Raw genomic sequence first — 25,264 nt, forward strand, 5'->3', positions numbered from 1 at the left:
GGGCTGCGCCGACGCGTCATGCTGGCCAGCGCGCTGGTCAGCGAGCCCGATCTGCTGTTGCTGGATGAGCCCACCAACCACCTCGACGTCGGCACCATCGAGTGGCTGGAGGAGTTTCTGCTCGGCTTCGGCGGCAGCATCCTATTCATTACGCATGATCGGCGCTTTCTGCGCCGCCTCGCCACCCGCATCCTGGAGCTCGACCGCGGCAAGCTGACGGACTGGCCCGGCGACTACGACAACTATCTGCGTCGTCGCGCCGAGCGCGGGCACGCGGAGTCCCTGGCCAACGCGCGCTTCGACAAGAAGCTTGCGGAAGAAGAAACCTGGATCCGCCAGGGCATCAAGGCCCGGCGCACCCGCAACGAGGGCAGGGTGCGGGCGCTGGAGTCGATGCGCGCGGAGCTCCGCGAGCGCCGCGGCGGCCCCGGCAGCGCGCGCATTCGGGTCGATGCCGCCGACCGCAGCGGCAAGCTCGTGGTGGAGGCCGAGGGCGTGCGCTTCGGCTACGGCGACGACGCCAACGCCGCGCCGGTCATCGACGGCCTCGACACGCTGATCCTGCGCGGCGACCGCGTCGGCATCGTCGGCCCGAACGGTGCTGGCAAGTCGACGCTGCTGAAGCTGCTGCTCGGGCAGTTGCAACCGCAGGCCGGCAACATCCGGCTCGGCACCAACCTGCAAGTGGCCTATTTCGATCAACTGCGGGCGCAGCTCGACCCGGCCCGGAGCGTGCGCGACAACGTCGCCGGCGGCAGCGACACGGTGGAGGTCGGTGGCCGGCGCACGCACGTGCTGTCCTATCTGAAGGACTTCCTGTTCACGCCGGACCGCGCGCAGCAGCCCGTCGCGGCCCTATCCGGCGGCGAGCGCAACCGGCTCTTGCTGGCGCGGCTGTTCACCAAGCCCGCGAACTTGCTGGTGCTGGACGAGCCCACCAACGACCTCGACGCCGAGACGCTGGAGCTGCTCGAAGACCTCCTCGCCGGCTTCGACGGCACGCTGCTCTTGGTGAGCCACGACCGCGAGTTGCTGGACAACGTCGTCACCTCCACGCTGGTGCTCGAAGGCGAGGGCAGGGTGCATGAGTACGTCGGCGGCTGGTCGGACTGGCTGCGGCAGCGCGCCAGCGCATCGCCCACCGCCGACAAGCGCATGCCGCCGACGGCCAAGCCCGCGCCGGCCAAGCCGCAGCCCGCCAAGCCCGCGAAGAAGCTGAGCTACAAGGACCAGCGCGACCTCGACGAGCTGCCGGCGCGCATCGAGCAACAGGAAGCCGAGCAGGCCGCCCTGCAACAGCGCCTCGCCGACCCGGCCCTGTACCGCGGCGGCGGCGCGGAGCTTGCGGCCGTGCAGGCGCGGCTCGCCGAGTTGGAGGCGGCGCTGGGCGCGGACTATGCGCGTTGGGAGGCGCTTGAGGCGCGTCGGGAGGAGGCCGTGGTGGCGGCGCTCGGCGCGCGATGACGATTTTTTTGTCGGTTAATCCAAATAGCGGCGCGCCTTGCGGATGACCTTAATCCTTAATCTTTAATCCTGCCGGTAGGCGAAGAGATTAAAGAAACCAAGGGATCTAGACATGGGTGGCATCCTCGCCATTAAGTCCCGAGAGCCTTTCGCGAAGCGGTCGGAGCGAATATCCGCGATGTGCGCTCGGGCACCTCATCGCGGCACGCTGCGGTACATCCACTTGGCTGACTGGTCTTTTGGTATCCAATGTCGTTCGCACGAGAGTGAGTTATACGAGAGCGCAGACCTGGTTGTTGCCTGTCATGGAAGCGTGTATGACGCTTCGCTGTCTACTCCAACGGGCTCGCAGCAGTCCTGCGCCGCGTTGCTTGCTCGGTCTTGGCGCGCAGGCGGAGCTGGGTGCCTTGAGAATATCGACGGCGATTTCAGTGCGCTGGTCCACCACCGAGGTAGTGGTATCACTTATGTGTTTGTCAGTGTATCAATGGCAAGACCGCTGTTCGTCGCGCGAGCTGACGAGCGTCTGGTTCTCGCAAGTGAAGTAAGGCAAGTCGCGGCGGGAGGCGGCTTTTCGCAGACGTTGGATCTCGAACAAGTGGTGCAGTCCCTGCTTGTCGGCATGCCGGTAATGGACACGCACCGGACGGAGTACCTTGGTATCGATCGCTTGGAGTCGCCGCGCATCTACGCTTGTGCGCCACACAAATTCGATGTATCCACGGTAGGGCAATACTGGACTCCGCCTGAGCTGCAAGCTTACTCAATGCGTGACCAAACTGATCTGGCTGCGCAAGTCGTGGAATTGATCGTCAAGGAGGTCGATTCACTGCCTGCTGCTACGGGCTTCGCGTTGAGCGGCGGTTACGACTCTGGGCTTCTGTGGGCAGTTGCTAACAGATTTCAAGACTCACGGCAGCGCTTTTCGGCGTACTCTTTCTACGGTTCGTCGGCGGATATCGCGCAGGGCTCGCCGCTGATGGCGCTTCTGTTCCGGACTCGGACCAATGCAGCGTTTGTCGAGTTGGCGGGTCTCGATCCGGCACCGTACGATGAGGCGAATCTTTGTGATGTCGATAGAATGCCTTTCGCGCCCACATTATATACATTCAATGTTGTTGCGGAGCGAATGCGTGCAGACCGACAGACCGGCATCGTGATTGGCTTTGGGGCCGAAGGCTGGTTGAGTGCCCCAAGCTGCTATGCAGCAGATGAGCTGCGATCAGGCAGGCTCCTGAATTTAGTTGTTGATGCATTACGGTTTCGGCCTTACTCCGCGCACGAGTCTGGTCGGGCGGCACGTATGGCAGCCTTTCTGCGCGCTGCAGTTGCACCGCCTGGCTCGACTCTTTATCGGCTGAAACGGCTGCGAAGTGCCCCAGACTGGCTGTGTCCGGAATGGCACAACCTGGCTTCGGCCATTTGGGAAAGTATTGATCGAACGCGGGCCAAGGAAGGATACGGTCGCGGCCACAAGTGGCTGGCACTGAAGCATCATGCCGTCGGGATTGGCGTTGAGCGCATCGAGCAACTAGCGGAACGCTTCGGGTTGGATCTTTTTGCGCCGTACATGCGGCGTGGGTTTATGGAGTTCGGATTCAGCGTGCCCGCTCGTGTCCTGAATGGAGGTAGGCACCCGAAGGATCTTCTTCGGCGATGTGCGGCTAAGGCGCTGGGCGCCGATCCACCTTGGTCGGACCTCAAGCTGGAGGATGTGCCGAGCGGGCGCTCTGTGGGGTTCTTGGTGGATCTAGGGCCGCCAGTCGATTGGAAGTTGGTGGAGGTTGGCATCGTGGCGAAGGACGCCTTGGCCGACCTTCTTGCGCAGGCGCGGCGTATGGGGCGCGTAGACGACCCTTTGGTCAACCTCGTTTACAAGGAACGATACCTGCGGAGATACGGGGTTGCGGCATCCGGATAGACTCGCTGAGTTTGAGCGGCTGGAGTTTCGCGGTTTTCGGGGGCCTGCGCGGACAGGTAGGGGGAGTTTTGGCAGGCTTTGCCGCGTTTCGCGCAAACCCCACCGATAATCCTGAGACCCCAGCCCGCGCTGCATCTGGCAACGCCAGAACCCGGAAACTTCTGTGAGGGGTATAGTTGGGCGCAACCTTCGCGCGAGGGGGCGACTTTCGACGGGGTCTCGCCGTCCGGCCGCGCCGGAACACTTGACAGTTCTCCCGGTGGTGCCCACTATCCAATTAAACTTAACTTATCGAGGTGTCGCATCGTGAACGAACAAACTACGTCTTACGGGTTGCTGCCCGACCAGCCAGGGAAGAATCCGCGCCTACCATACGAGCCGCCTGTCGTCAAGAGTGTGCCACTCCACGAGGCGGTGCGTGTGAGTGTTCCGCCGAAGGGCAATGATGCGTTTGGTGGCAGCGGCGGGAGTTGACGAGGACGTTGAAGTTGCGCGGTCGTGGCGAGACTTTGCGCTACACCTTCCACGCCGGTGTTTTCGTCGATTTCGTCGGTGGCGACACCGGCGCTCTGCGCGGAGCGCTGGGCTTCCTCGGCGGCGTTTTTAGTGAGGTTGCTTGGCCGCCTGTCGAGCCCTTTGTGAGGCTGCGGCGCGGGACTCTCAGCCGCAGTTTGGTCTGCGAACTGGGCGCGCTTAGCCCCGGTACTTGGGTGTTCTGTTTGGGCAGCGGCGACGTTGAGGCATTCACGTCAGATGGTCTAGCTCGCCTGGAGCGCAACCGCGGGTCTGTGTCCGTGACGCCGTCCGCATTCGGTCGATACCATCTGTCCGGGGCTCTTGGCGCCGGAATTTCGTACGTTCTTGGCGCTCGCGGATGCTTTTTCGTGCACGCGGCATGTTTTCTCCTTGGAAAGGTTTGTGCGCTGGTGATCGCAGACAGCGGAGCTGGCAAGTCCGCTTTGTGTGCGGGAGCGCTGGCCGCTTCGGGGCGGTTGATTTCCGATGACATGGTGATCGTCACCGCGGCCGCTCCCGATTCGCATCTGATTTACGCTGGCCGACCAGACGCCTACTTTAGTGACGCGGCGTGCAGGCTGTTGCCGCGATTTTACGCGGGAGTGCTGGCAGAACAGGGGCCTGCCCGTAAGGGCAAGCAAGCGCTGGCGCGGGCGGTGGCGCCTGAGGCATTCATCTCCAATGCCACGCCAACGCACATGCTGATCCTTGATCGCGCTCACCCGCCGAGTCGGGTCACTGTCGAGCCTGTATGTCAGGCGGAAGCGCTCGCAGCCCTCGTCGCGGCTAGTGTACGGCTTGCGCGATCGGCGTTGACTGCTAGTCTCCCCTCGTCTGAAACCGCACTTCGGCTGGCGTCGGTTGTGCCTGCGTATCGTCTGCAATGCCCGCAGACCTTGCTTACTCGACCAGTCGAAGTGATGCATCAGTTGCTGCGTCAGCTGGAATCGGCGGCATCCCAATGACGGATTCGTAGTGTCAGTATTTTTTACAGTTCCTCGCTCGTTCGCTCGATCGCCGTGCTGCCATTAGAGAGAAAAAGCTTACGGTCAAGCGCTTGCAGGCTTTGGCGCGCGTCTTGCTTCTAAGTGATGGCGGTCGGTATCCCTTCCCGATATCTGTAAAGTTTCTTGAGAGCACTCCAATGAACAAAGCGTTACTTGTGGCTCCCGTTCTTGCGCTGGCTACGACGGCCGCCAGTGGCACGGTGTTGTTTGAGAATATGCCCGCGGATGGCACAACGGGCGGCTCTCTCGGAATCGGTGGTACGGCCAACGTGGTACAAATCGCCAACGACTTTGAAGTTAGTGGTGTAAAGTCATCGCTCAAATCTACGTCGTTTTGGACTATTGGCACCGTTCCCGCTACACAGGTTTTCGACTATTTCGTGTGGCGCGACGTCAGCGGTGCCCCAGGGCCTTTAGTAGCCTCTGGCACAGGTGCGAATGTCGTTGTGACGGATGTCGGCGCGACACCTGCGCAGGGATTTCAACGATGGGACGCCGACCTCGCTGACCCAGTGGCCTTGATTCCCGATGTTCGATATTGGTTTGGCATTCAGTTCGCGCAGGCGCAGGCCACAGGCACCTTCGGGTGGCGATACAGCAGCTCGACCTTTGGTAACATGCCGGTCGGACGATTGAATGGTACGGGACCGCTCATTGCGTTCCCGACGGACATGGCATTCCAACTCAATGGTGAGGTGCCTGTGGCGCCTACGGCGTTGCTGATGCTGGCGGGGCTCGGGGGGCTGTTCGGTTCTCGAATCACTCGGCAGCGGCTTGGTAACATTGGCGACCAGTAGACGCCGGCTTAGCCGCTGGGGCTCGCACGTCTGTTTGCGCTGGTTTCGTGATGGGGGCGGGCGGTGCCGTGCTGCGGACGTGTCTCCGTAGCACCGCCATCGAGGCTAGGCGAGCCCGCAGAACACTTGCAATGCACGCTTGCACTGCGCTCCGCCAGCAACCGGCTGGCGCTGAAAGGCATGTGAATGGGCGCTCCTAGACAGCCTTGTCGCAGGACGATCCCGGACGTGTTGGCTTATCTAGGGGCCATCCGGTTGTTGCTGGGCGCGCAGGCGGTCTATCGGGGCGTGACGATGGAGTCTGCGCTGACACGGCTTACGCGGCAGGCCCTTCTTCCGTCGGACCTGACGGTTGCCCAAGCAAAGTGCGGTATCCGTAGAGCTACGCGGCGTTTGTCGAGGACACGTTGGTTCCACGATGGGTGTTTGGTGCGCGCCATTGCGCTTAGCGTGCTGATCGCGGATCGCCCCGGCGTTCTCATACATATTGGCTTCAGCGGCGGGAACCCCGGAGACGGGGAACCTCGTGCCCTTGGGCATGCCTGGGTCAGTTGTCGAGGCGTTATCGTTTCCGATGAACGGGGGGCGGATGTTGGTCATGCCTATTTCGAGGCGAAGCAACTGGTTGTTCACAGACTCCCATGAGTGACGACGATGTCTTCCAGCTACTGCAGACTCTCATCGAAGGGAGTGAGCTAGAAGCGACGCGCTTACCTGACGGCAGTGCTGTGGTCTTGGATATGCCCGGCCACCGCGTGTTGACCTTGTCGCCGACGGGGGCGGCGTTGTTTGCCGCTGCGGTGGATGGTGATGCGACGATTGAGGCGCTCACGGACCGGCTAGTATGCAGCTTTGACGTAGACATTGAGACGGCGCGCCGAGACACGGAAGCCTTCGTCAAGAGCCTCGTTTCGATTCTCACTGACGGGGGGTAGTGGGCTGCTCTTACGGACAGGCTGCGAGCGTATACGGTTAGAACGTCGCGTCCTTGTCCGTGCCGATACTGAAGTGGCCTGATTCTCAGACTGCGCCGCCGCGCGCCGAAAATCGCTATGTGATCGCCGCTTCCTTCTCCCTCTCAATCAACGCATACGCCGAGTGGTTGTGGATGGACTCGAAGTTCTCGGCCTCCACCACGTAGGCGCTGATGCGCTCGTCGTCGTTGAGCCGCCGGGCGACGTCGCGGACGGTGTCTTCGACGAACTTGGGGTTGTCGTAGGCGCGCTCGGTGACGTACTTTTCGTCGGGGCGTTTCAATAGCCCGAACAGCTCGCAGGAGGCCTCGGCCTCGACCATCTCGATTAGCTCCTCAATCCACAGGAAGCCGCGGGTGCGGGCCTGCACGGTGATGTGGGCGCGCTGGTTGTGGGCGCCGTAGGCGGAGATCTCTTTGGAGCAGGGGCAGAGGCTGGTGACCGGCACCACGACCTTGATGGACATGTGCGGCTTGCCGTCCGTGATCTCGCCGATCAGCGTCACCTCGTAGTCCATCAGGCTCGGCACGCCGGTGATGGGCGCGTGCTTCTTGATGAAGAACGGGAAGCGCATCTCGATATGGCCGGCCTCGGATTCCAGCCGCTCGGCCATTTCGGAGAGCATTTGCTTGAAGGTGCCGACGCCGATCTCGTCCTCATGGCCGTTCAGGATGGCCACGAAGCGCGACATGTGCGTGCCCTTGAAGTGGTGCGGCAGGTACACGAACATGTTGAAGCTCGCCACCGTGTGCTGCTCATGGCCGCTGCGGTCCTTGATCTTGACCGGGTGGCGGATGTCTTTGATGCCGACCTTGTCGATGGCGATGCGCCGGCTGTCCGCGCTCGCCTGGACGTCGGCGATGGCGGCGGTGCTGGGGAGCGGGGAGACCCGTGAGTCCATGAAACGACATCCTCGGAGTCGGTGACTGTTGAGCGGCGGTGCCGATTGATCGCTGCGGAGAATTGCGGCGAATCTGCCGAAATAAACGGGGAAACCGTCGGGATATGCACCGGCGGCACCGGAGCTGATGTGTTGCAGCCGATTATCGGGGATCGGGCTGGGCAGGGCAAACGGCGGACCGGCGCTAAAGGTCCGGCCGGACCTTGGGGCGAACCTGGCGCGCCAGGCTCAGTGATCCCTGTTGACGATGTAGCGTGCAATCCACCGCAGCGGATCGGCACCGGCATCGAAATGCCCGAGCGCGGCCAGGGCCGAGTCGATCAGCTCTGCGGCGGCGGCGTGGGCCGCGGCGACGCCGAGCAGGGACGGATAGGTGGCCTTGTCATGCGCCGCGTCGGCGCCGCTGGCCTTGCCGATGACGGCGGTGTCGCCCTCGACGTCCAGCAGATCGTCCTGGATCTGAAACGCGAGCCCGATGCAATCGGCGTAGTGCTCAAGCGCGTCGGTCTGCGCACCGCTGAGTGCGCCGCTCGCGAGCGCCGCCATGTTGACGCTGGCGCGGATCAGCGCACCGGTCTTGTGGCGGTGCACGTTCTTCAGCTCGGCGAGGTCCAGTTGCCGCCCCTCGGAGGCCAGGTCCAGCGCCTGCCCGCCGACCATGCCGGCGGTGCCCGAGATCTCGGCCAGCAGCGCCGCCATGCGGATGCGCACGGCCGGGTCCGAGCGCGTGTCCTCGGCGAGCACGCCGAAGGCCAGGGTCTGCAGCGCATCGCCGGCCAGGATGGCCGTCGCCTCGTCGAAGGCCTTGTGACAGGTGGGCCGGCCGCGGCGCAGGTCATCGTCGTCCAGCGCCGGCAGGTCGTCGTGGGTGAGCGAGTAGGCGTGAATCAGCTCGATGGCGGCGGCGGGGGCGTCGAGCTTGTCCCAGGGTACGCCGGCGGCATCGGCGGCGGCGTAGGCCAGCACCGGGCGCACGCGCTTGCCGGTGCCGAGCACGGCGTAGCGCATGGCCGCGTGCAGGCGCTTGGGCTCAGTGTCGGCGGCCGGCAGGGCGCGGTCGAGGACACTCTCGATGCGCGCGCGACAGCGGCGCATAAACGGTTCGAGTTGGTCTTGGCTCATGTGTAGGCTTGCGGTGTCGTCGCCGGCCGTCTCAGCCGGCACCGCTCGCGGGCGGAAAGGGCTCGGGCTGCGCCTGCTCCGACTGCTCGGTGAGGATACGCACGCGCTGCTCGGCGGCGTCGAGCGCCTGCTCGCAGGCGCGCGTCAGGCCGATGCCGCGCTCGAACAACGCGAGCGAGGCCTCGAGCGTGAGGTCCTCGCCCTCCAGCCGGTCCACTAAGGCTTCGAGCTCCTCGATGGCGCGCTCGAACTGCGGCGGCTCCGTGATCGGGGCAGGGGCGGCGAGGGTGTCCGCAGCCGTGGTGGCGGCGGCCTTGGGCTTGCTGGGGCTCATCTTAAGTTTGTGCGCTCAACCAAAGCTGCGGTAGCTTACCGCGGTTTTGCGATGAATTCGTGCAGCGTTGCGCGTCCGGCTCCACGCCGCGACGGCCGTGCTGCCTGAGGGAGACTTGAAGACGCCGATGAAAGGCACCTATGACGCCTCTGCCATCGAGGTCCTGAGCGGCCTCGACCCCGTGCGCAAGCGCCCGGGCATGTACACCGACACCACCCGCCCGAACCACCTGGCGCAGGAGGTCATCGACAACAGCGTCGACGAGGCCCTTGCCGGCCACGCCACGCGCATCGACGTCACGCTGCACGCCGACGGCTCCTGCGAGGTCGCCGACAACGGCCGCGGCATGCCGGTGGATATGCATCCGGAGCAGGGGCTGCCGGGCGTGGAGGTGATCCTGACCAAGCTGCACGCCGGCGGCAAGTTCAGCGCCGGCAACTATCGGTTCTCGGGCGGCCTGCACGGCGTCGGCGTGTCGGTGGTGAATGCGCTGTCGCAGCGTCTGGAGGTCTGGATCAAGCGCAACGGCCGCGAGTACAACATGGCCTTCGCCGGTGGCGACAAGGCGTCCGACCTGCAGGAGGTCGGCAGCGTCGGCCGCGCCAGCACCGGCACGCGGCTGCACTTCTGGCCGGACCCCAAGTATTTCGATACGCCCAAGTTTGCCGTCCGCCCGCTGACGCATCTGCTGCGCGCCAAGGCCGTGCTGTGCCCGGGCCTGGAGGTGCGCTTCCGCGACGAGGCGAGCGGCGAGGAGCAGACCTGGTGCTATGCGGACGGCCTGACGGACTATCTGCAACAGGCCCTGCTGGACCTGCCCATGGTGCCGTCGCCGCCCTTCATCGGCAGCATGGAGGGCGACACCGAGGCCGCCGCCTGGGCCGTGACCTGGCTGCCGGAGGAGGGCGATCTCGTCACCGAGAGCTATGTGAACCTGATCCCGACGGTGCAGGGCGGCACGCACGTGAATGGGCTGCGCACCGGGCTCACCGAGGCCGTGCGCGAGTTCTGCGAGTTCCGCAACCTGCTGCCGCGGGGCGTGAAGCTGGCGCCCGAGGACGTCTGGGCGCGGGCGAGCTGGATACTGTCCGTGAAGCTGGTGGAGCCGCAGTTCTCCGGCCAGACCAAAGAGCGGCTGTCATCGCGCGAATGCGCGACCTTCGTGTCGGGCATCGTCAAGGACTCCTTCAGCCTTTGGCTGAACCAGCACGTGGCCGATGCCGAGCGCATCGCGGAGCTTGCCATCGCCGGCGCCCAGGCGCGGCTGCGGGCCGGGCGCAAGGTCACGCGCAAGAAGATCACCCAGGGCCCGGCGCTGCCCGGCAAGCTCGCCGACTGCACCAGCACCGACCCGGAGCGCAGCGAGCTGTTTCTGGTGGAGGGCGACTCCGCCGGCGGCTCCGCGAAACAGGCGCGCGATCGCGAGTTTCAGGCCATCATGCCGCTGCGGGGCAAGATCCTGAACACTTGGGAGGTGGACCCGGCGGAGGTGTTGGGCTCGCAGGAGGTGCACGACATCGCGGTGGCCATCGGCGTCGATCCGGGCTCTGATGATCTGAGCCGGCTGCGGTTCGGCAAGGTCTGCATCCTGGCCGATGCGGACTCCGACGGCGCGCACATCGCGACGCTTTTGTGCGCGTTGTTCTACAAGCACTTCCCGCGCCTGGTGGCAGAGGGACATGTACATGTGGCGATGCCGCCGCTGTACCGCATCGACGTCGGCAAGCAGGTGTTTTATGCGCTGGACGACGCCGAGCGCAAGGGTATCCTGGACCGCATCGCCGCCGAGAAGCTGAAGGGCAAGGTGAGCGTGCAGCGCTTCAAGGGCTTGGGTGAAATGAACCCGTCGCAGCTCCGCGAGACGACCATCCACCCGGACACCCGCCGGCTGGTGCAGCTCACGGTTGAACCCGGCGACGAGAGCGGCACCTTGATGGACATGTTGCTCGCGAAGAAGCGCGCCGCCGACCGTCGTGCCTGGCTGCAGGAGAAAGGAGACCTTGCTGAAGTTTGAAGAGAAGTTTGAAGGGTGAAGTTTGAAGGGTGAAGTTTGAAGGGTGAAGTTTGACGTGTGAAACGTGCGGTGCTGCGCGCCGTCGCGTCATCGACCTTCTCTCCCGCTTTCAAACTTCCAACTTCAAACTTCACACTTTCATCTTTTCCCTTTTCAAACTTCCAACTTCAAACTTCACCCTTTCATCTTTTCCCCTTTCAAACTTCCAACTTCAAACTTCACCCTTCAAAAAATGATGCCTTTTCCATACGCCCACGCCACCGCCGACGACTGGCAAGAGGCCCTCGCCAAGGTGGCAGGTGGCCTCGCCGGGGCGCCCGGCAGTCTCGGCTTTCTGTACGTCACCGATCCGGTCAGCGACCATCTCGACGCGGTGCTCTCGCGCCTGCGCGAGCTCACCGGCGTCGCGCACTGGGTCGGCGCCGTCGGCATCGGCGTCTGCGCCACCGGCGTCGAGTATTACGAGGAGCCCGCCATTGTCGCGATGCTCGCGGACCTGCCCGCCGAGGCCTTCCGCGTCTTTCCGCCGCTGACCGAGAATACGGCGCCGCTCGACGACCTGCTCACGGATTGGCTCGGGCCGAACGCGAAGCCCTTCATCGGGCTCGTGCACGCGGACCCGTCGAACGCGCACACCGAGGACCTGATCCGCGACATCGCCGCCCGCACCGAGACGGGTTTCCTCGTGGGCGGGCTCGCCAGCTCGCGGGACACGGCGCGGGTGGTCGCGGACGGCGCCGCCGTCGGCGGGGTTGCCGGCGTCATGTTCGCCGATAGCGTCGGCATCCAGACCAACCTGAGTCAGGGCTGCTCGCCCATCGGCCCCCACCGCACCGTGACCGAGTCCGAGCGCAACGTGCTGGCGCGCATCGACAAGCGCCCGGCCTTGGACGTCTTCTTCGAGGACATCGGCGAGGAGCTGGCGAATGATCTCTCCCGTGTCGGCGGCTACATCTTCGCCGGCCTGCCGATCCGCGGCTCCGACACCGGCGATTACCTGGTGCGCAACCTCATCGGCGTCGACCAGAGCAAGAAGCTCCTGGCCGTCGGCGACTTGGTTGCCGAGGGGCAGGAGATCATGTTCTGCCGGCGCGACGCCGCCACCGCCCGCGACGACCTGAGCCGCATGCTCGCCAGCCTGAGGTCCCGCCTCAACGGTCCGCCCCGGGGCGGCATCTACGTCTCCTGCCTGGGCCGCGGTGTGAACCTGTTCGGCGAGGGCTCGGCAGAGTTGCTGCAGATCCGCGACGAGCTCGGCGATTTTCCGCTCGTCGGCTTCTACGCCAACGGTGAGGTCTTCCAGCACCGCCTCTACGGCTACACAGGCGTGCTGACGCTGTTCACCTGAGTTATCGGCGCTGCGGGGGAGGGCGGGTGGCAATCTCCGGCCCCCAAGCTCCGCCAGCCGTTCGTCAGGATCGAATTCGAAATCAAAATCGGGATCGAAATCGAAGTCGGGATGGATATTCCACGCCCAACCGTAAACGAAGGGGCGCAGTGACTACCCCATTGAGTACGGATGCCGGCGAATCTCTCCAGGCCCTCGCGCGCTGCCGGGTCATCTTTCAGCAGATGACCGAAGGGCTCGTCATCTTCGATGCCCACGGCAACCTGCTCGATATGAATCCGGCCGCGCTGGCCATCCACGGCTTCGAGAGCGTGGACTCGCTGCGCCGGCACCTGCACCACCTGAGCGATACCTTCGAGCTCTGGGACATGGACGGGCAGCCCCTCGACACCCGCGACTGGCCCATCGCGCGGGCGCTGCGCGGGGAGACCTTCACCGGCTTCGAGGTCAGGGTCCGGCATCGCGACACCGGGCGCACGTGGATCGGCTCCTATGGCGGCACGCCTGTGCACGGCACCGACGGCGAGCTGGATGTCGCCATCGTCACGCTGCGTGATGTCACCGCGCAGAAGGAGGCGGAAGCGGCGCTGGCCCGCGCCAAGGCGCGCATCGATGTGGCGCTGACGGCCACCGAGGTCGGCGTCTGGCACTGGGACGTGCGCCGCGATCTGGTGCGCGCCGACGCCAACCTGCTGCGGCTCTTCGGCCTCGGCGGCGAGGAGCGGGAGCTGCCGGCGTCGCGGTTCCTCGGCTGCGTCCACCCGGACGACCGCGCGGGGGTGCAAGCGGGCATCGCCGCCGCCGCCGCGCAGGGCGAGCCCTACGAGGCCGAGTACCGGGTCGTGCATGCGGACGGTCAGGTGCGCTGGATGCATGCCCGCGGCCGGGCCGATGGCCGCAGCCAGATGTTCCCGGGCGTCATTGTCGACGTGACCGAGCGCAAGCGTGTCGATGCGGCGCTGCGCGAAAGCGAGGCGCTCTACCGCGCCATCGCGCGGCATTTTCCTGCCGGCGCCGTCTACGTGCTCGATCGCGATCTGCGCTTCCGGGTTGCGGACGGGGCGGCCCTGGCGTCCCTCGGCTGGCGTCGTGAAGACCTGGAAGGCAAGACCATCTGGGAGGCGACGGATGCGGAGACCTGCGGCATCCTGGCCGAGCGATGCCCGCGCGTGCTGGCCGGGGAGTCCCTGCAGTTCGAGACCGAGCAGAAGGGCCGCGTCTTCGCATCGTCCTACGTGCCCATCCCCGACGACCGCGGCGACATCGTCGCCGGCATGGTGGTCAGCCACGACGTCACCGAGCGCAAGCAGGCGGAGGCGGCGCTGCGGCGCGCCACGGGCCTCCTCAGCGCCATCACCGGTGAGACCGAGGACATGATCGCCGCGGCCGACGGCGAGCTCCGCTGCCTGTTCGTGAACCCCGCCTACCAGCGCGAGCTTCGGCGGCTGTGGGGTCGCGACCTCGCGGTCGGCACCAGCATGGTCGAGATGCTCGACCCCTGGCCCGAGGACCAACAGAAGGTCCGGCAACTGTGGGATCGGGCGCTCGCGGGGGAGCGCTTCGACGTCACCATGGAGCTTGGACCGCCCGCGCAGGGGCGCGCGGTGTAAGAGGTCCATTTCAATCCGATCCACGACGACCGGGGGCGGCCCATCGGCGCGGCCCAGACGCTTCGCAACGTGACCCAGCGGACGCGCGCCCATCAGGCCCTCTGCGCGAGCGAACAGTTCCTGCGCCGCCTGCTGGATCAGCTCTTCGCCTTCGTCGGCGTGCTGGATCTGGACGGCACGGTGCTGGAGGCCAACCGGCCGCCGCTGGAGGCAGCCGGGATCAGCGCCGCGGACGTGCTGGGGCGAGCGTTCTGGGACTGCTACTGGTGGAGCTATTCCGCCGAGGTCCAGGCACGGCTGCGGGAAGCGGCTTGTCCGCGCCCGCGACGGCGAGGTCGTGCGCTTCGACGTGCCGGTGCGGGTCGCCGGGGACCGGCGCATGTGGATCGACTTCCAGCTCGCGCCGCGGCGCGACGGCGACGGCCGCATCACCCACCTGATCCCCTCGGCCATGGACATCACCGCGCGCCGGCAGGCGGAGGCGGCCCTGCGGGAGGCCGATCGGCGCAAGGACGAGTTCCTGGCGACCCTGGCCCACGAGCTGCGCAACCCGCTTGCGCCCATCCGCACCGGGCTGGATTTGCTGCTGCGCGGCCATGACGACCCGCGCGTGCTGGCCATGATGAACCGCCAGCTCACGCATCTGGTGCATCTGGTCAACGACCTCATGGACGTGTCCCGCATCAGCCGCGGCAAGATCACGCTGCACAAGGAGCACCTCGACCTCGCCGAGGTCATCCGGTCCGCCCTGGAGATGAGCGAGGCCGACGTCTCCCGGGGCGAGCGGCGCCTCAGCCTGAGCCTGCCGCCGGAGCCCTTGCCGGTCGAGGGCGACCGCGTCCGGCTCGTGCAGGTGTTTGCCAACCTGCTGCACAACGCCGCGAAGTTCACCGGGGAGGACGGGCGCATTTGGGTCCAGGCCGAGCGCCGCGCCGAGCAGGTGCAGGTGCGCGTTGGCGACGATGGCATCGGGATCGCTCCGGAAAGCCTCCCGCAGATCTTCGAGCCGTTCTCGCAAGTGCAGAACGGCCGCAGCGGCGGGCTCGGCATCGGCCTGTCGCTGGTGCGCGCTCTGGTCGAGATGCATGCCGGCACCGTTGCCGCACAGAGCGACGGGCCCGGCCGCGGGGCCGAGCTCTGCGTGTCCCTGCCGCTCAGCGCGGGGACTGCGGCGCCGGCCGGCGCCGGGGCCGCGCCCGCGGTTGCGCCCGGCCGGCGCGTGCTAGTGGTGGACGACAATCGCGACATCGCCGAGTCCCTGCGCGATCTGCTGATACTGCTGAACGCCGACATGCGGGTCGCCTACGACGGCGCCGAGGCCATCCGCATCTGCCGGGAATGGCTGCCCACCCACGTGTTGATGGACCTGGGGATGCCCGGCATGGACGGCTATGAGACCGCACGCCGACTCCGTGCCGACCACCCCGAGCGCAGCTTCCGGCTCGTGGCCATTAGCGGCTGGGGCCAGGACGAGCATCGGCAACGGGCGCAGGCGGCGGGTTTTCACCGACACCTTGTCAAGCCGGTGGGGCTGGACGAGATCAAGTCCGTCCTCGGCGAATGATTGCCGCCGGCGGCCGCCGGCCGCGGGCTGTGCGGGCGTTGCTGGTGCAGCGGCAGGCCGCCCGTGCCGGGCCAATTTTGGGCGACCGCGCTCGGCGCGCGGCCGACGCGACTCCCTCAGGCAACCAACAGGTTGCGCCAAAGTGCGAGCGTCTGCTGCCGATGCACTTCGGACCGGAAGCCAAACGGGAGCCCCAACAGGATGAGCCTCAGGGTTCTGCGCCCCGCGGGCAGTGTGGCGATCGCTGGGGCGATTGAGGAGTCTGCGTCGACCTGTGGATAGACAAGGATGGAGTCGATGTGTGCGGCGTCGTCGAGCGCCGTGTAGGCGAGGGCTTGATGCAGGTCGGCGCGGTGGGCGTCACGCACATCTTCGCCGAGGCCCGACCAGCCCTGATGGGCGAGGAGCTGCAGGTGTGCCTTGTATTTGGCGTCCACCCAGATCCTTCTGTTCGGGCCATATAGCCCGCTGTCGGGGATAAGCCGACGCATCGACCCCAAAGCCGTGCGCCAATTGAGGCTCCGGGCCGTCTGGCCGGAGGGCAACTGGACTAAGCCGCAATGCGGTGCCAAGAGGGAGATGAAGTGATCGACCCAAGCCTCCCAGACCTGTTCGATCGCCAATTCCCAACTCAGTCCATCTAAGGAGTGCGCGCCTCCCAAGCCGCGTTCCTCGGCGATCCACCCCATGGCCTGCTTGGCCTCGGCAACGATGCCAGCCATGTCCGGCAGATCCCAACCGTTGGGCCGCCGGCTGGCGCCAGGACCGATCTCGGCTTCGAGGTCTGCCGCGCGCAGGCGAAGCAATCTTCCCGGAACGCTGTCGCGATGGTTTTCGAGGTCGTCTTGGATGCGTCTCAGCGTCCAACGGACCGTAGCAACGAGGTCTGGGTCATCGTCTGGGTCTGGGAAACGGCATAACAGGCTTGCCCAGCGTCCAGTAGCAAGCCGTCGGGTCGCATAGTCCGACCAATCAACCCGCCCGCGTGGACTAGCGCGTTCTTCCTCGCGTTCGACGAAGCCACGCTTGCGCTGTCGAAGCAGGGCTTCGAGCCGTCTCAGTACTGGCGCGGCGAGCAGCCAGGTTGGGACCGCACGCGCTGACCCCGGCACCATTTGCGCACCGCCAACCTGGGGCTCCAGTGCAAAGCCAATGTCGCCGAGTACGGCGCCGAGCGCGCTCCAACGGAACCTCGGTGTGACGAGCAGACCGGCGACGACGCGGCGTGTTGCCGGGGATAGCAATGGCGTGGCGCCGATTCGGCTTCCGGGCATGAGCCGGACACGGAGTTGGTCGTGCGCATCGATGCTCGCCTTGATTCCGAGACGGTCTAGCTGTGGAGCGTTCGCTGCCAGAAAGGGCTCGACCCACCGATCGCCGCTCACACCGAGCGTTGCCGCATTCACCCAGACGCTCTTGCCATGGTCCGTGGTCGAGATCAGCGGCCGTGATGCGTTCAGCGCGGGCTGTGCGCGTCGCTTGCGACTGCGCGGCGTCGGTGCCGGGGTCATGATCGCTCCAAAAGGCCAGCTTCTAGGCGGTCAGCGAAGCCGGCAATGGCTTCTGTGGCTCCGCCGCAGAGTCGCTCATCGAGGTAGTCCCGCAACAACGGCAACAGCTCCAACCGCAGTCGCGATGCTACCCGACCAGGACGATCAGCTTGCGGCAGGTCCGGCCGCGGATCGAGGAAGTACGCGTGCCCGGGTATCAGCCGGAGTGTGTCTTCGTCGGCATACTCCGCGAAGGTCCAGACCATGTCGGCGAACAGCCTACTGGCGAACTCGACCCCTTGCTGCTCGACCACATGCAGTTGCGGCCAGACCTCGACGAAGGCGAAGCGGCGCCGGATGGCGAGGTCCATGCGCGCGATGGAGCGGTCCGCAGTGTTGCGCGTCGCCACGACGCGCAGGTTCGGATGCAACGTCAGCAGCGGCGCATACCCATCTGGTGTATGCGGGAGCCTCACTGCTCGCTGGGCCTCTCCAGACTCGAACAGCAGGATCGCCTCGCCGAGGACGCGACCGAGGTCGGCGCGGTTAATCTCATCAATGACCAGAACGTGTTCCTGATCCGCGGCGGCGCGATTGGCCGCGAGCAAGTCGCCCGGACGCACTTCGAAGGCCAGGCCGGTGTCGACGGGGCGCGGGAAAAGCCCCACCACGAAGTCCTCATAGGTGCGCGCTGGATGAAACTGGATGCGCGTCGCCGACCCGACTCGATCCGCTAAACGCCATGCCAGGCGGGTCTTGCCAGTGCCAGGAGGTCCTTCCAGGATGATGAACCGGCGTTCGCGCAGGAGCTTAAGCGCAGTGTCTTCGTCCGTCGGCGGGAATATCGCACCGGCGATTGCTTGCGTGCGTTGCTGCCAGCGCTCGTTGGGCTTGCCGGTCAAGGGTGTGTTGTGCTCGTCGAAGAACAGGTCAAGCACATCGGCGACGCGCTCAGCGTCGGCGAGGGACCTGACCGGCGTTGCGGCATAAATGACTCGGCTATATGCCTTGCGCGCTGCCGGTATGTCCGGCCACGCCTCCCAGAGGGCGCTTGGAACGTCCGTTGCAATATCCAGAAGGTCAGGTTTGACCCAAATGGTGCCCCGGTGGAGTCGCGAGAGCGCCTTTAGCCGGCGGCGATGGCCAGGTCGCCCGAGAATATGACTATCACCCCCGAACCCATTGGTGCCGATGACCAGTACCGCTAGGCTTCCCTGATTGCCCGGGAACCAGGCAAAGGAAGTACCCTGATAAGGCCCCGAGCTTGGATTCTCGGCGGCGATCCAACCCGCATAGGAGGCTGCGTCGTCCTTGATCTGCAAGTTGATCCTAAGCTGATACGCAGCGGCATAGTGCTTCGCGCTATGATAGCGCTCGTTGTAGACACGTTCGAGCAATTCGCGCACGGCTGCCGTCTCGCCCATCAATTGCCAATCTCGGCCCTGGGCCATCCCGCCGACCAGTTCTTTGAATGCACTCATGAGTTGGTCCTTGTATCAACGCCGGGGTCGGGCGGTAACATCTCTGCTCGCACCAGGCGCAACGCGGCGAAAGCCTACCCGCCCAATGCCGACCACGGGATCACCTGCACGCCATCGCGCTGGTACGCATCAGCCCCGCCGTAGATCAACCACGGCGATCGGGCCTCGGCGCCGGCCAAGGATTGCCATTTTGCGATCCCCTTGAGCCAGTCACGCACCAGGGTCGCGCCGGATTTGATCTCGACGGCCTGAAGCTCGGTGCCCACCTCGAAGACGACATCCACCTCGTTGCCGGTGTTGTCGCGCCAGAAATAGAGCTCGGCCGGCTTGCCGTCGTTGAAGCGCTGCTTGATTAGCTCGCCGACGACGAGGGTTTCAAACAGGGCGCCGCGCAGGGGGTGCAGGTTCAGGGTCGCCGCGTCCCTGATGCCGAGCAGGGCCGCGGCGAGGCCCGTATCCAGAAAATAGAGCTTCGGCGTCTTCACCAGGCGTTTGCCGAAATTGCGATGATAGGGCGGCATGCGGAACACGAGATAGCTCGCCTCCAACACCGTGAGCCATTCTCGCGCCGTGGTATGGGAGATGCCGCAATCGTTCGCCAGCGCGGAGAGGTTCAGCAATTGTCCCGTGCGGGCGGCACAGAGCTTGACGAAGCGCTGAAGCAGGCTCAGATCGCGCACCGCAAGGAGCTGGCGGACGTCGCGCTCCACGTAGGTTGCGACATAGTTCGGAAACCAGTCATCCGGCGCCAGCGGGCGATCGTAGAGGGCAGGATAGCCGCCGCGCCACAAGAGCTCATCCAGGTCCTGCGGCAATAGACCGGCGCCCGCCAGCTCACTGATGGAGAAGGGCAAAAGCTCGACGCGCCCGACACGCCCCGCGAGCGACTGGGTGATCCGCGACATCAAGCCGAATTGCTGTGAGCCGGTCAGAACAAACTCGCCCATGCGGCGGTGCTCGTCCACAATCCCTTGCAGATAGGACAGGAGATCGGGGCAATGCTGGACCTCGTCGATGACGGCGCCGTGCCTGAAACGCGCCAAGAAGCCGCGCGGATCAGTGGTTGCAAACTCGCGCTGCTCCGGGTTCTCGAGCGACACATAAGGGCGCTCTGCGAACAGCGCCCGGGCCAGCGTCGTCTTGCCGGACTGACGCGGCCCCGTGATCGTCAAGATCGGAAAGCCCTGCGCCAAGCGCGTCGCGGTGGCCATGGCTCGTCGCGGGATCATCGCGCGATCTTACAAATTGAAGGTGGGATCTGCAATTTGTAAATCGTTGTTTCGGCGTAGATGTCGTTGTCTTGACGTGTTCCCTGTCGTGCAGCATCCGAATCACGACGACGATGACGACATCGGCGCGGATGCTTCGACGGTTTCTTCTGCATCTGCGCCGTCGGCGCTCTGGCGCTCGCAGTCGGCATCCACCACCGCCGCGACAACCAAGTCGCCCCAGACGTTCAGGGCCGTAATGGGATAGTCGAAGAAGCGATCCACGACCAGATACAGCGCCAGATACGTCTGCGGCAGCCCGAGCAGGTCGAGCATGAAGGCCATCATCGCGATGCCGCCGCCGGGGATGCCGGCGGTGCCGGCGCTTGACGCCATGGTCAGCAGCACGATGAGCACCGCCTGCGCGAAGCTGACCTCCGCGCCGGCAAGCTGAGCCATGAAGATCAATAGGATGGACTGATACAGCGCCGAGCCGTCCATGTTCAGCGTCGCCCCCAGCGGCAGCGTGAAGCTGGTGGTGCGCGGGTCCACACCGGCGTTTTCCTCCAGCACGCGCTTGGAGACGGGGTAGGTGGCGGAGCTGGATGCCGTCGCCAGCGCCGTGGCCAGCGCGGCGCGCACTTGGCGCAGAAACCGCAGCGGCGCCCGCCCGCTGCCGAGCCACAGCAGCACCGGCAGGACGATACCGGCGTGCAGCACGGCAGCGGCGGCCACGGCCCAGACGAAGGGCCGCAGCGCGAAGACCCCGGCCCAGTCCATGTCCGCGAGGCTGCCGTAGACGAGCGCCGCAATGCCGACGGGCGCGACGGCCAAGAGCAGCGACAGCATGCGCATCAGCAGCGCGTTGACGGCCTCGGCGCCGTCGTGCAGGAGCCCGCGCTCGGCCGCCGGCAGCCCGCGGGAGGCGAGCGCCGCGAAGCTGGCGATGACCACCACGTGCAGGATGTTGCCGTCCGCGAGCGACGCGAACAGGTTGCTGGGCACGAAGCTCGCAATCAGCGCCGCGACGCTGAAGCCGGCGCCGTCGGCGCCGACCTGCTCCAGGTTCAGGAGCCCCGGCGCGACGCCGCGCGAGAAGGCCCAGCCGAGCAGCGTGCCGGCGATGGCCGCGGCGGCGGAGGTGACGAGATAGAACGCCAGAGTCCGCGTGCCGAGGCGCTTGAGATCGGCGCCGCCCGCCAGCGCCGCGAAGATCGAGAACAGGATCAGCGGCAGGATCAGCACCTTCAGCAGCGCGAGGAAGATCTCCCCGAGCCAGGCCACGTAGGGCGCCCCCGCCGGCAGCAGCAGCGCCGCGAGCAGGCCGAGCACGAGCGCGGTGGGTGTCGAGTAGAGCGTCTTCCAGATCATTGGCGGCCGGCCGTGCTCACTCCAAGAATGGGTTGGCGCGCTGCTTTGGCCGCAGCGGCGCGATGCCGAGCACGGCTAAGAGCCGGTCGATCATCTCCGTTTGGGCGGCGCGGGCGCCGTGCTCGGCCTCGATGTTGTAGTACTCGCCCAGGCGGTGCCTGGCGAGGTAGTCCGACAGCGAGCAGTCGAAGTTGGTCGCCGTGACCTCCTTGTGCAGCACGTTGAGCCCGGCGCGGTTCAGCGCCGCGACGCGCCGGTTGAGCACCGCGTCCGCGCGCAGCGGTCGCGGGCCCGCGACCACCACCAGGTTGTCCTCGTCGCGCAGCGCCGCGCTGCCGACCCGCGCGCCGTGCCGCGCCGTGAGGTAGGGCCCGGTGAGCTGCATGGACAGGTTGCCGTTGCCGCCATTGCGCGCATGGCCGTTGCTGTTGTTGTGCAGCGCCAGGTAGGGCGTCTTGCGGCCCTCGTAATGGGCCAGGATGGCGCGGGTGTAGCGCGGCGCCGGCCGGCGCTTGGCGCGGCAGAGCCGGGCCTCGACCGCGGTGGTGCTGAAGTTGCGGTTCGGGTCCTGGCCGCGGAAGTTGCGCGCGCCGCCCGCATCTACGGCGAGTAGCCCCCCGCCGTAGGCGAGCAGCGCCTCGACGCCGGCGTCGAACGCGGTGTTCTCGTTGTCGTGCGGCAGCACCCAGAAGGGTCCGTCCGGCGTCTTGGTGTGCTCCAGGATGTGAAACACCCAGTGAAAGTCGCCCTCGCGCACCTCCTGCCGGCGATAGCAGACCGGCGCGCCGCGGAGCTTGGCCAGGTTGCGCCGCACGTCCGCGGAGCGGGCATCGGCGGGGTCCATGCACTCGGTGATGCTGATGCCGCCGCGCTGCCCGCCCGCGCAGCCGGCGAGCACGAGCACGAGCACGGCGAGACAGGCTGCGATGGCCGCCTTCATGCGCCGCCCCAGCCGAGCCGCGCGAAGTTCCGCGCCACCTCGTCCTGGTCGCTGTAGTCGATCTTAGTGCCCTGTTGGTCGATGTAGCGCTCGTGGCCCTTGCCGGCGATGAGCGCGACTTGAAGCACGTCCGCCGGCGCTGCGGCGAGGCGGTCGAACAGCGCGCGGATGGCTTCGGCTCGGTCGACGATGATCTCGGGTGCTGCGGCGCAGTCGGCCATGCCGGCGACGGTCTCATCGATGATGGCGAGCGGGTCCTCGAAGCGTGGGTTGTCCGAGGTCACGATGGCGTGGTCCGAGTGCGCGGCGACCGCGGCGCCCATCAGCGGGCGCTTGCCGCGGTCGCGATCACCGCCGCAGCCGAACAGCGTCGTGACCCGGGCGTCCGGGAAGGCCTCGCGGATGGCGCGCAGCACGTTGTCGAGCGCATCCGGTGTGTGCGCAAAGTCCACGACAACGGTGCGGTTGCCGTGCACGAAGGTCTCGAAGCGGCCGTCAACGTCGCTCAGCACGCGCCAGGGCTCGTTCGGCAGCCGTCCGCTGTCGTCGCCAAGCAACTGCTCGGCGAGCGCGAGCGCCAGCGCATAGTTGGCCTGGTTGTAGGCGAGCGCGAGGAAGGGGCGCTCGGCAAGGACCGTTTGGGGCAGCGGCTCGGGCGCCAGCAGCCGCACCGGCGCGCCGGGATGCTCGCGTAGCAGGCGCCGGGCCACCGCATCGCTGCCGACATAGAGCGGCACGCCGTCGCCGAGCTGCCCCAGGATGCGCGCCTTGGCCGAAAAGTAAGCGTCCTCGGTGCCGTGATAGTCGAGATGATCCAACGAGAAGTTGGTCCAGCCCCCGGCGTCGAAGCCAAGCCCCGCGAGCCGCTCCTGCTCCAGCGCGTGGCTCGATGCCTCCGTCACCAGGACGTCGGCGCGATCCTGATAGGCCGCGAGCAGCCGGCGCAGCTCCACCAGCGGCGGCGATGTGAAGCCCGTGACGCCCTGGTCCACGCCGTTCAGCGCGAGCCCGAGCGTGCCGACGCTGAGCACCCGCTCGCCGGCGGCAGCGAGCAGCGCCTCCAGGTACTTCACCGTGGTGGTCTTGCCGTTGGTGCCGGTGACGGCGGCGATGCGCCAGTGCCCGGCGGGCAGCGGGTAGAAGGCATCGCAGAGGCGCGCGACGGCCCGCCCGTATGCGCCGGGCCGCGCCACGCAGATGGCCTTGCCGTCCGCGCGCAGCGCATCGAAGCAGTCCAGCGCGCGGTTCGTCACCAGGAGCGCAAAGGGCTTGCCCGCGAGGTAGCGCCGATACAGCTCGGCATCGGCCGGACCGCCGTCAAAGCGCTGAAAGCACAGCACGGAGCCCGCGCCGCAGGCATCGGAGCGCCATTGGATATCGGTGAGTGCCGCGGGCTCGAAGCCCTGCGGCAGTGCCTGCCAATCCCAGTCGATATCGGCGAAGGCACGGGCAACCTGTTGCGCCAGGTGCGGGTCTGCGGCTGGAACGGCAGGGGATGAGGGCATGCTCGATTCGGATTAAGGGTAAACGCCGGGGCATTCTAGTTCGCCTGACCCGGCTTACGAGGCATTTGTGCAGTATCCGGACACAGACTCCCCGACGCTCAGGTTCAGCCGCCCCTTTTCCGAGGTCGCGATCGAGATCGAAAATCAGCCGTTGAGCGCAACAGGCTCAAGCGTTGTCCGAGTGCGAGCGCGCACCCCCGTGTCCGTCCGTGGTCAGCAGACAGGCCGTTACGTGGCAGATTCATCCATTGTAGATCAGACTAAGGCAGCTCCTGGCGCGGCTCAGCGCGACATAGTGCAACGTGGTTGGGACGGTCGGCGGGGGCAGGTCGATGACGACCACGGCCTCGTTTTCCAGGCCCTTGAAGGCGGCGATCCCGGCAAAGCTGAGCGCCGGGGGCGGAAAGTCCCGCAGTGCGTATTCGTCGAGCACGACGATGCTGCCCGCCAGGCCAGATGGCAGGCGGGCGGCCGTGGAGTCCGCAAAGGGCCGTGGGGACAGGATGGTGATCTCCTTCGGTGCGAGCCCACCCGATCCGGTCAGCCGCTCGATCTCGCCCGCAAGCCGCGCAACGGCCTCAGCCTCGTCGCGAGCCTGGTGGCTGACGACCGCGGGTCCGTCGCCGCTGCCACGCATACCCATGTCGGCGCTGAGGCAGGTCTGCACCAGTTCCAGGATCTGGCGGGTGTTGCGGCAGTTGGTGGTGAGCCGCAAACGGGCCGGTCCGGTGCCCTCCAACAGCGCCAGCGCCTCCGGCTCCGCCGGGCCGAACAGACCTGCCTGGTTGTTGCGGTCGTGAAACAGGCACCAGCGGCCCCGCTCCAGCCCGCCGGCGAGCGCTCGGTCCAGCGGGTCCAGAAGGTCGAGCCGCAGCAGATCCTGCCCCTCATCGACGATCAGCGCGTCGAAGCGCTCGACCCCGGCCCTGCGTGCCGCTGTCGCCGCCTTCTCGGCCAGAGCCACGGTCAGGTTCGGCACCGCAAAGCGCTCGGCCAGCCAATGCCGCAGCCACGGAGACTGACAGGCCAGCAGAACCCGCGCGCCGTCGGCGGCCCAGCGCCGCGCCAGCTCCAGCGCGAGGAAGGTCTTGCCGGTGCCGGCACCGCCGCTGCACAGGATGCGCGGGTTGTCGGCGACGGCATCGATGAGGCGCAATTGATCCTCGGTGAAGGCGCTGACCCGATCGGCGATCTCCGCCACCCGCACGTGCAGCGGCACGCCAACCTCCACCTCGGGGCGGAGGAAGTCGACGATCGCCTTGACCGCGTCGGCGCTCACCGGCGGGTCGAGCTCGGGTCGCGGTCCGCCGCGGGTCTGCCGGTCGCGCTCCTGCCAGTGGTGGAACAGCCCGCCGAGCCAGCGCTCGGGGTTGCGCAGCGCGCGGGCATCGGCCAGCACGGCGCGATCCCATTCGGCACCGGCGGTGTCCCAGTCGCAGTCCGGAAACAGGACGCCATAGCCGATCGGAAATCGGACGATGACTCCGGCGCCGAGCTGCGCCTCCAGCCGGCGTCGCAGCGCGTGCAGCGCCGATTCCGCCTGTCGGAACGGACTCTCCCGCAGGGTCTCGCGTGCCCCGTTGCGATTGGTCGTGGTCCAGACGCCGCGGTGGCAGGCGATACCGCCGCCCTTGACCTCCAGCACGTAGAGGCCCGGCCGGCCGACGATGACGAAATCGATCTCGCCGAAGCGCTTA

Annotated in this window: 21 protein-coding genes; 11 read left to right on the forward strand and 10 right to left on the reverse strand. The window is 66.4% G+C overall.

Features of this window, described 5'->3' with window-relative positions; all coding sequences use genetic code 11:
• The 6 genes from ML01_RS24395 to ML01_RS24410 all read left to right on the forward strand — a co-directional run.
• Positions 1 to 1,464: ATP-binding cassette domain-containing protein (locus ML01_RS24395; RefSeq protein WP_058557990.1), on the forward strand; the 1,464-nt coding region annotated here is incomplete at its 5' end.
• Between the two features lie 223 nt (positions 1,465 to 1,687).
• Entirely contained in the window at positions 1,688 to 3,385 is a 1,698-nt protein-coding gene (locus ML01_RS29340) for an asparagine synthase-related protein (protein WP_162268097.1), read from the forward strand.
• Between the two features lie 509 nt (positions 3,386 to 3,894).
• Complete coding sequence (locus ML01_RS29345) at positions 3,895 to 4,866, forward strand: hypothetical protein (RefSeq protein WP_156427975.1); 972 nt, start codon at positions 3,895 to 3,897, stop codon at positions 4,864 to 4,866.
• Between the two features lie 179 nt (positions 4,867 to 5,045).
• Positions 5,046 to 5,705 carry a hypothetical protein gene (locus tag ML01_RS29350; RefSeq protein WP_156427976.1) on the forward strand — a complete coding sequence of 220 codons (660 nt, stop codon included), beginning with the start codon at positions 5,046 to 5,048 and terminating at the stop codon, positions 5,703 to 5,705.
• A gap of 186 nt (positions 5,706 to 5,891) precedes the next feature.
• Positions 5,892 to 6,350: a lasso peptide biosynthesis B2 protein gene (locus tag ML01_RS31535; RefSeq protein ID WP_082674638.1), complete on the forward strand. Its 459-nt coding sequence runs from the start codon at positions 5,892 to 5,894 to the stop codon at positions 6,348 to 6,350.
• The gene (locus ML01_RS24410; protein WP_058557993.1) at positions 6,347 to 6,640 is read left to right on the forward strand and encodes a PqqD family protein; all 294 of its coding nucleotides are present in this window, start codon (positions 6,347 to 6,349) and stop codon (positions 6,638 to 6,640) included. Before ML01_RS31535 ends, ML01_RS24410 begins: the two co-directional genes overlap by 4 nt.
• Positions 6,641 to 6,755: 115 nt before the next feature.
• Here ML01_RS24410 and folE2 read toward each other — a convergent pair whose 3' ends face one another.
• From folE2 to ML01_RS24425, 3 genes are all read right to left on the reverse strand, one after another.
• Entirely contained in the window at positions 6,756 to 7,580 is an 825-nt protein-coding gene (folE2, locus tag ML01_RS24415; protein WP_058557994.1) for a GTP cyclohydrolase FolE2, read from the reverse strand.
• 228 nt (positions 7,581 to 7,808) lie between these two features.
• Positions 7,809 to 8,702, reverse strand: a complete 894-nt coding sequence (gene ispA, locus ML01_RS24420; protein ID WP_058558005.1) for a (2E,6E)-farnesyl diphosphate synthase — start codon at positions 8,700 to 8,702, stop codon at positions 7,809 to 7,811.
• A gap of 31 nt (positions 8,703 to 8,733) precedes the next feature.
• On the reverse strand, positions 8,734 to 9,036 hold the full coding sequence (locus ML01_RS24425; protein ID WP_058557995.1) for an exodeoxyribonuclease VII small subunit: 303 nt from the start codon (positions 9,034 to 9,036) through the stop codon (positions 8,734 to 8,736).
• A gap of 127 nt (positions 9,037 to 9,163) precedes the next feature.
• On the opposite strand from ML01_RS24425, the gene parE reads away from it, so the two are divergent.
• The 5 genes from parE to ML01_RS24445 all read left to right on the forward strand — a co-directional run bounded on the left by parE (position 9,164) and on the right by ML01_RS24445 (position 15,572).
• A complete protein-coding gene (parE, locus tag ML01_RS24430) occupies positions 9,164 to 11,050 on the forward strand; it encodes a DNA topoisomerase IV subunit B (RefSeq protein ID WP_058558006.1) in 1,887 nt (628 codons plus the stop codon).
• Between the two features lie 232 nt (positions 11,051 to 11,282).
• Complete coding sequence (locus ML01_RS24435) at positions 11,283 to 12,398, forward strand: FIST N-terminal domain-containing protein (RefSeq protein WP_058557996.1); 1,116 nt, start codon at positions 11,283 to 11,285, stop codon at positions 12,396 to 12,398.
• A gap of 149 nt (positions 12,399 to 12,547) precedes the next feature.
• Positions 12,548 to 14,008: a PAS domain S-box protein gene (locus ML01_RS24440; protein ID WP_156427977.1), complete on the forward strand. Its 1,461-nt coding sequence runs from the start codon at positions 12,548 to 12,550 to the stop codon at positions 14,006 to 14,008.
• A 159-nt stretch (positions 14,009 to 14,167) separates the two neighbouring features.
• The gene (locus tag ML01_RS31540) at positions 14,168 to 14,608 is read left to right on the forward strand and encodes a PAS domain-containing protein (RefSeq protein WP_371258245.1); all 441 of its coding nucleotides are present in this window, start codon (positions 14,168 to 14,170) and stop codon (positions 14,606 to 14,608) included.
• Positions 14,529 to 15,572: an ATP-binding protein gene (locus tag ML01_RS24445; RefSeq protein ID WP_371258246.1), complete on the forward strand. Its 1,044-nt coding sequence runs from the start codon at positions 14,529 to 14,531 to the stop codon at positions 15,570 to 15,572. Before ML01_RS31540 ends, ML01_RS24445 begins: the two co-directional genes overlap by 80 nt.
• A 116-nt stretch (positions 15,573 to 15,688) precedes the next feature.
• Here the strand turns inward: ML01_RS24445 and ML01_RS29355 are convergent, their stop codons facing one another.
• The 7 genes from ML01_RS29355 to ML01_RS24480 form a co-directional block, all read right to left on the reverse strand.
• Positions 15,689 to 17,083, reverse strand: a complete 1,395-nt coding sequence (locus ML01_RS29355) for a hypothetical protein (protein WP_156427978.1) — start codon at positions 17,081 to 17,083, stop codon at positions 15,689 to 15,691.
• Positions 17,080 to 18,543, reverse strand: a complete 1,464-nt coding sequence (locus ML01_RS24455) for an McrB family protein (RefSeq protein WP_058558000.1) — start codon at positions 18,541 to 18,543, stop codon at positions 17,080 to 17,082. The genes ML01_RS29355 and ML01_RS24455 overlap by 4 nt, the downstream gene beginning before the upstream one ends.
• 74 nt (positions 18,544 to 18,617) lie before the next feature.
• The gene (locus ML01_RS24460) at positions 18,618 to 19,772 is read right to left on the reverse strand and encodes an ATP-binding protein (RefSeq protein ID WP_058558001.1); all 1,155 of its coding nucleotides are present in this window, start codon (positions 19,770 to 19,772) and stop codon (positions 18,618 to 18,620) included.
• A 102-nt stretch (positions 19,773 to 19,874) separates the two neighbouring features.
• Complete coding sequence (locus ML01_RS24465) at positions 19,875 to 21,122, reverse strand: dicarboxylate/amino acid:cation symporter (protein WP_082674639.1); 1,248 nt, start codon at positions 21,120 to 21,122, stop codon at positions 19,875 to 19,877.
• 16 nt (positions 21,123 to 21,138) lie between these two features.
• Complete coding sequence (locus tag ML01_RS24470) at positions 21,139 to 22,062, reverse strand: hypothetical protein (RefSeq protein WP_058558002.1); 924 nt, start codon at positions 22,060 to 22,062, stop codon at positions 21,139 to 21,141.
• Complete coding sequence (locus ML01_RS24475) at positions 22,059 to 23,567, reverse strand: Mur ligase family protein (protein ID WP_058558003.1); 1,509 nt, start codon at positions 23,565 to 23,567, stop codon at positions 22,059 to 22,061. The genes ML01_RS24470 and ML01_RS24475 overlap by 4 nt, the downstream gene beginning before the upstream one ends.
• Positions 23,568 to 23,808: 241 nt before the next feature.
• The coding region (locus tag ML01_RS24480) for a nuclease-related domain-containing DEAD/DEAH box helicase (protein ID WP_058558004.1) at positions 23,809 to 25,264 on the reverse strand (1,456 nt) is incomplete at its 5' end.

Origin of the sequence: Thiohalocapsa sp. ML1 (assembly GCF_001469165.1) — a bacterium.
GTDB lineage: Bacteria > Pseudomonadota > Gammaproteobacteria > Chromatiales > Chromatiaceae > Thiohalocapsa.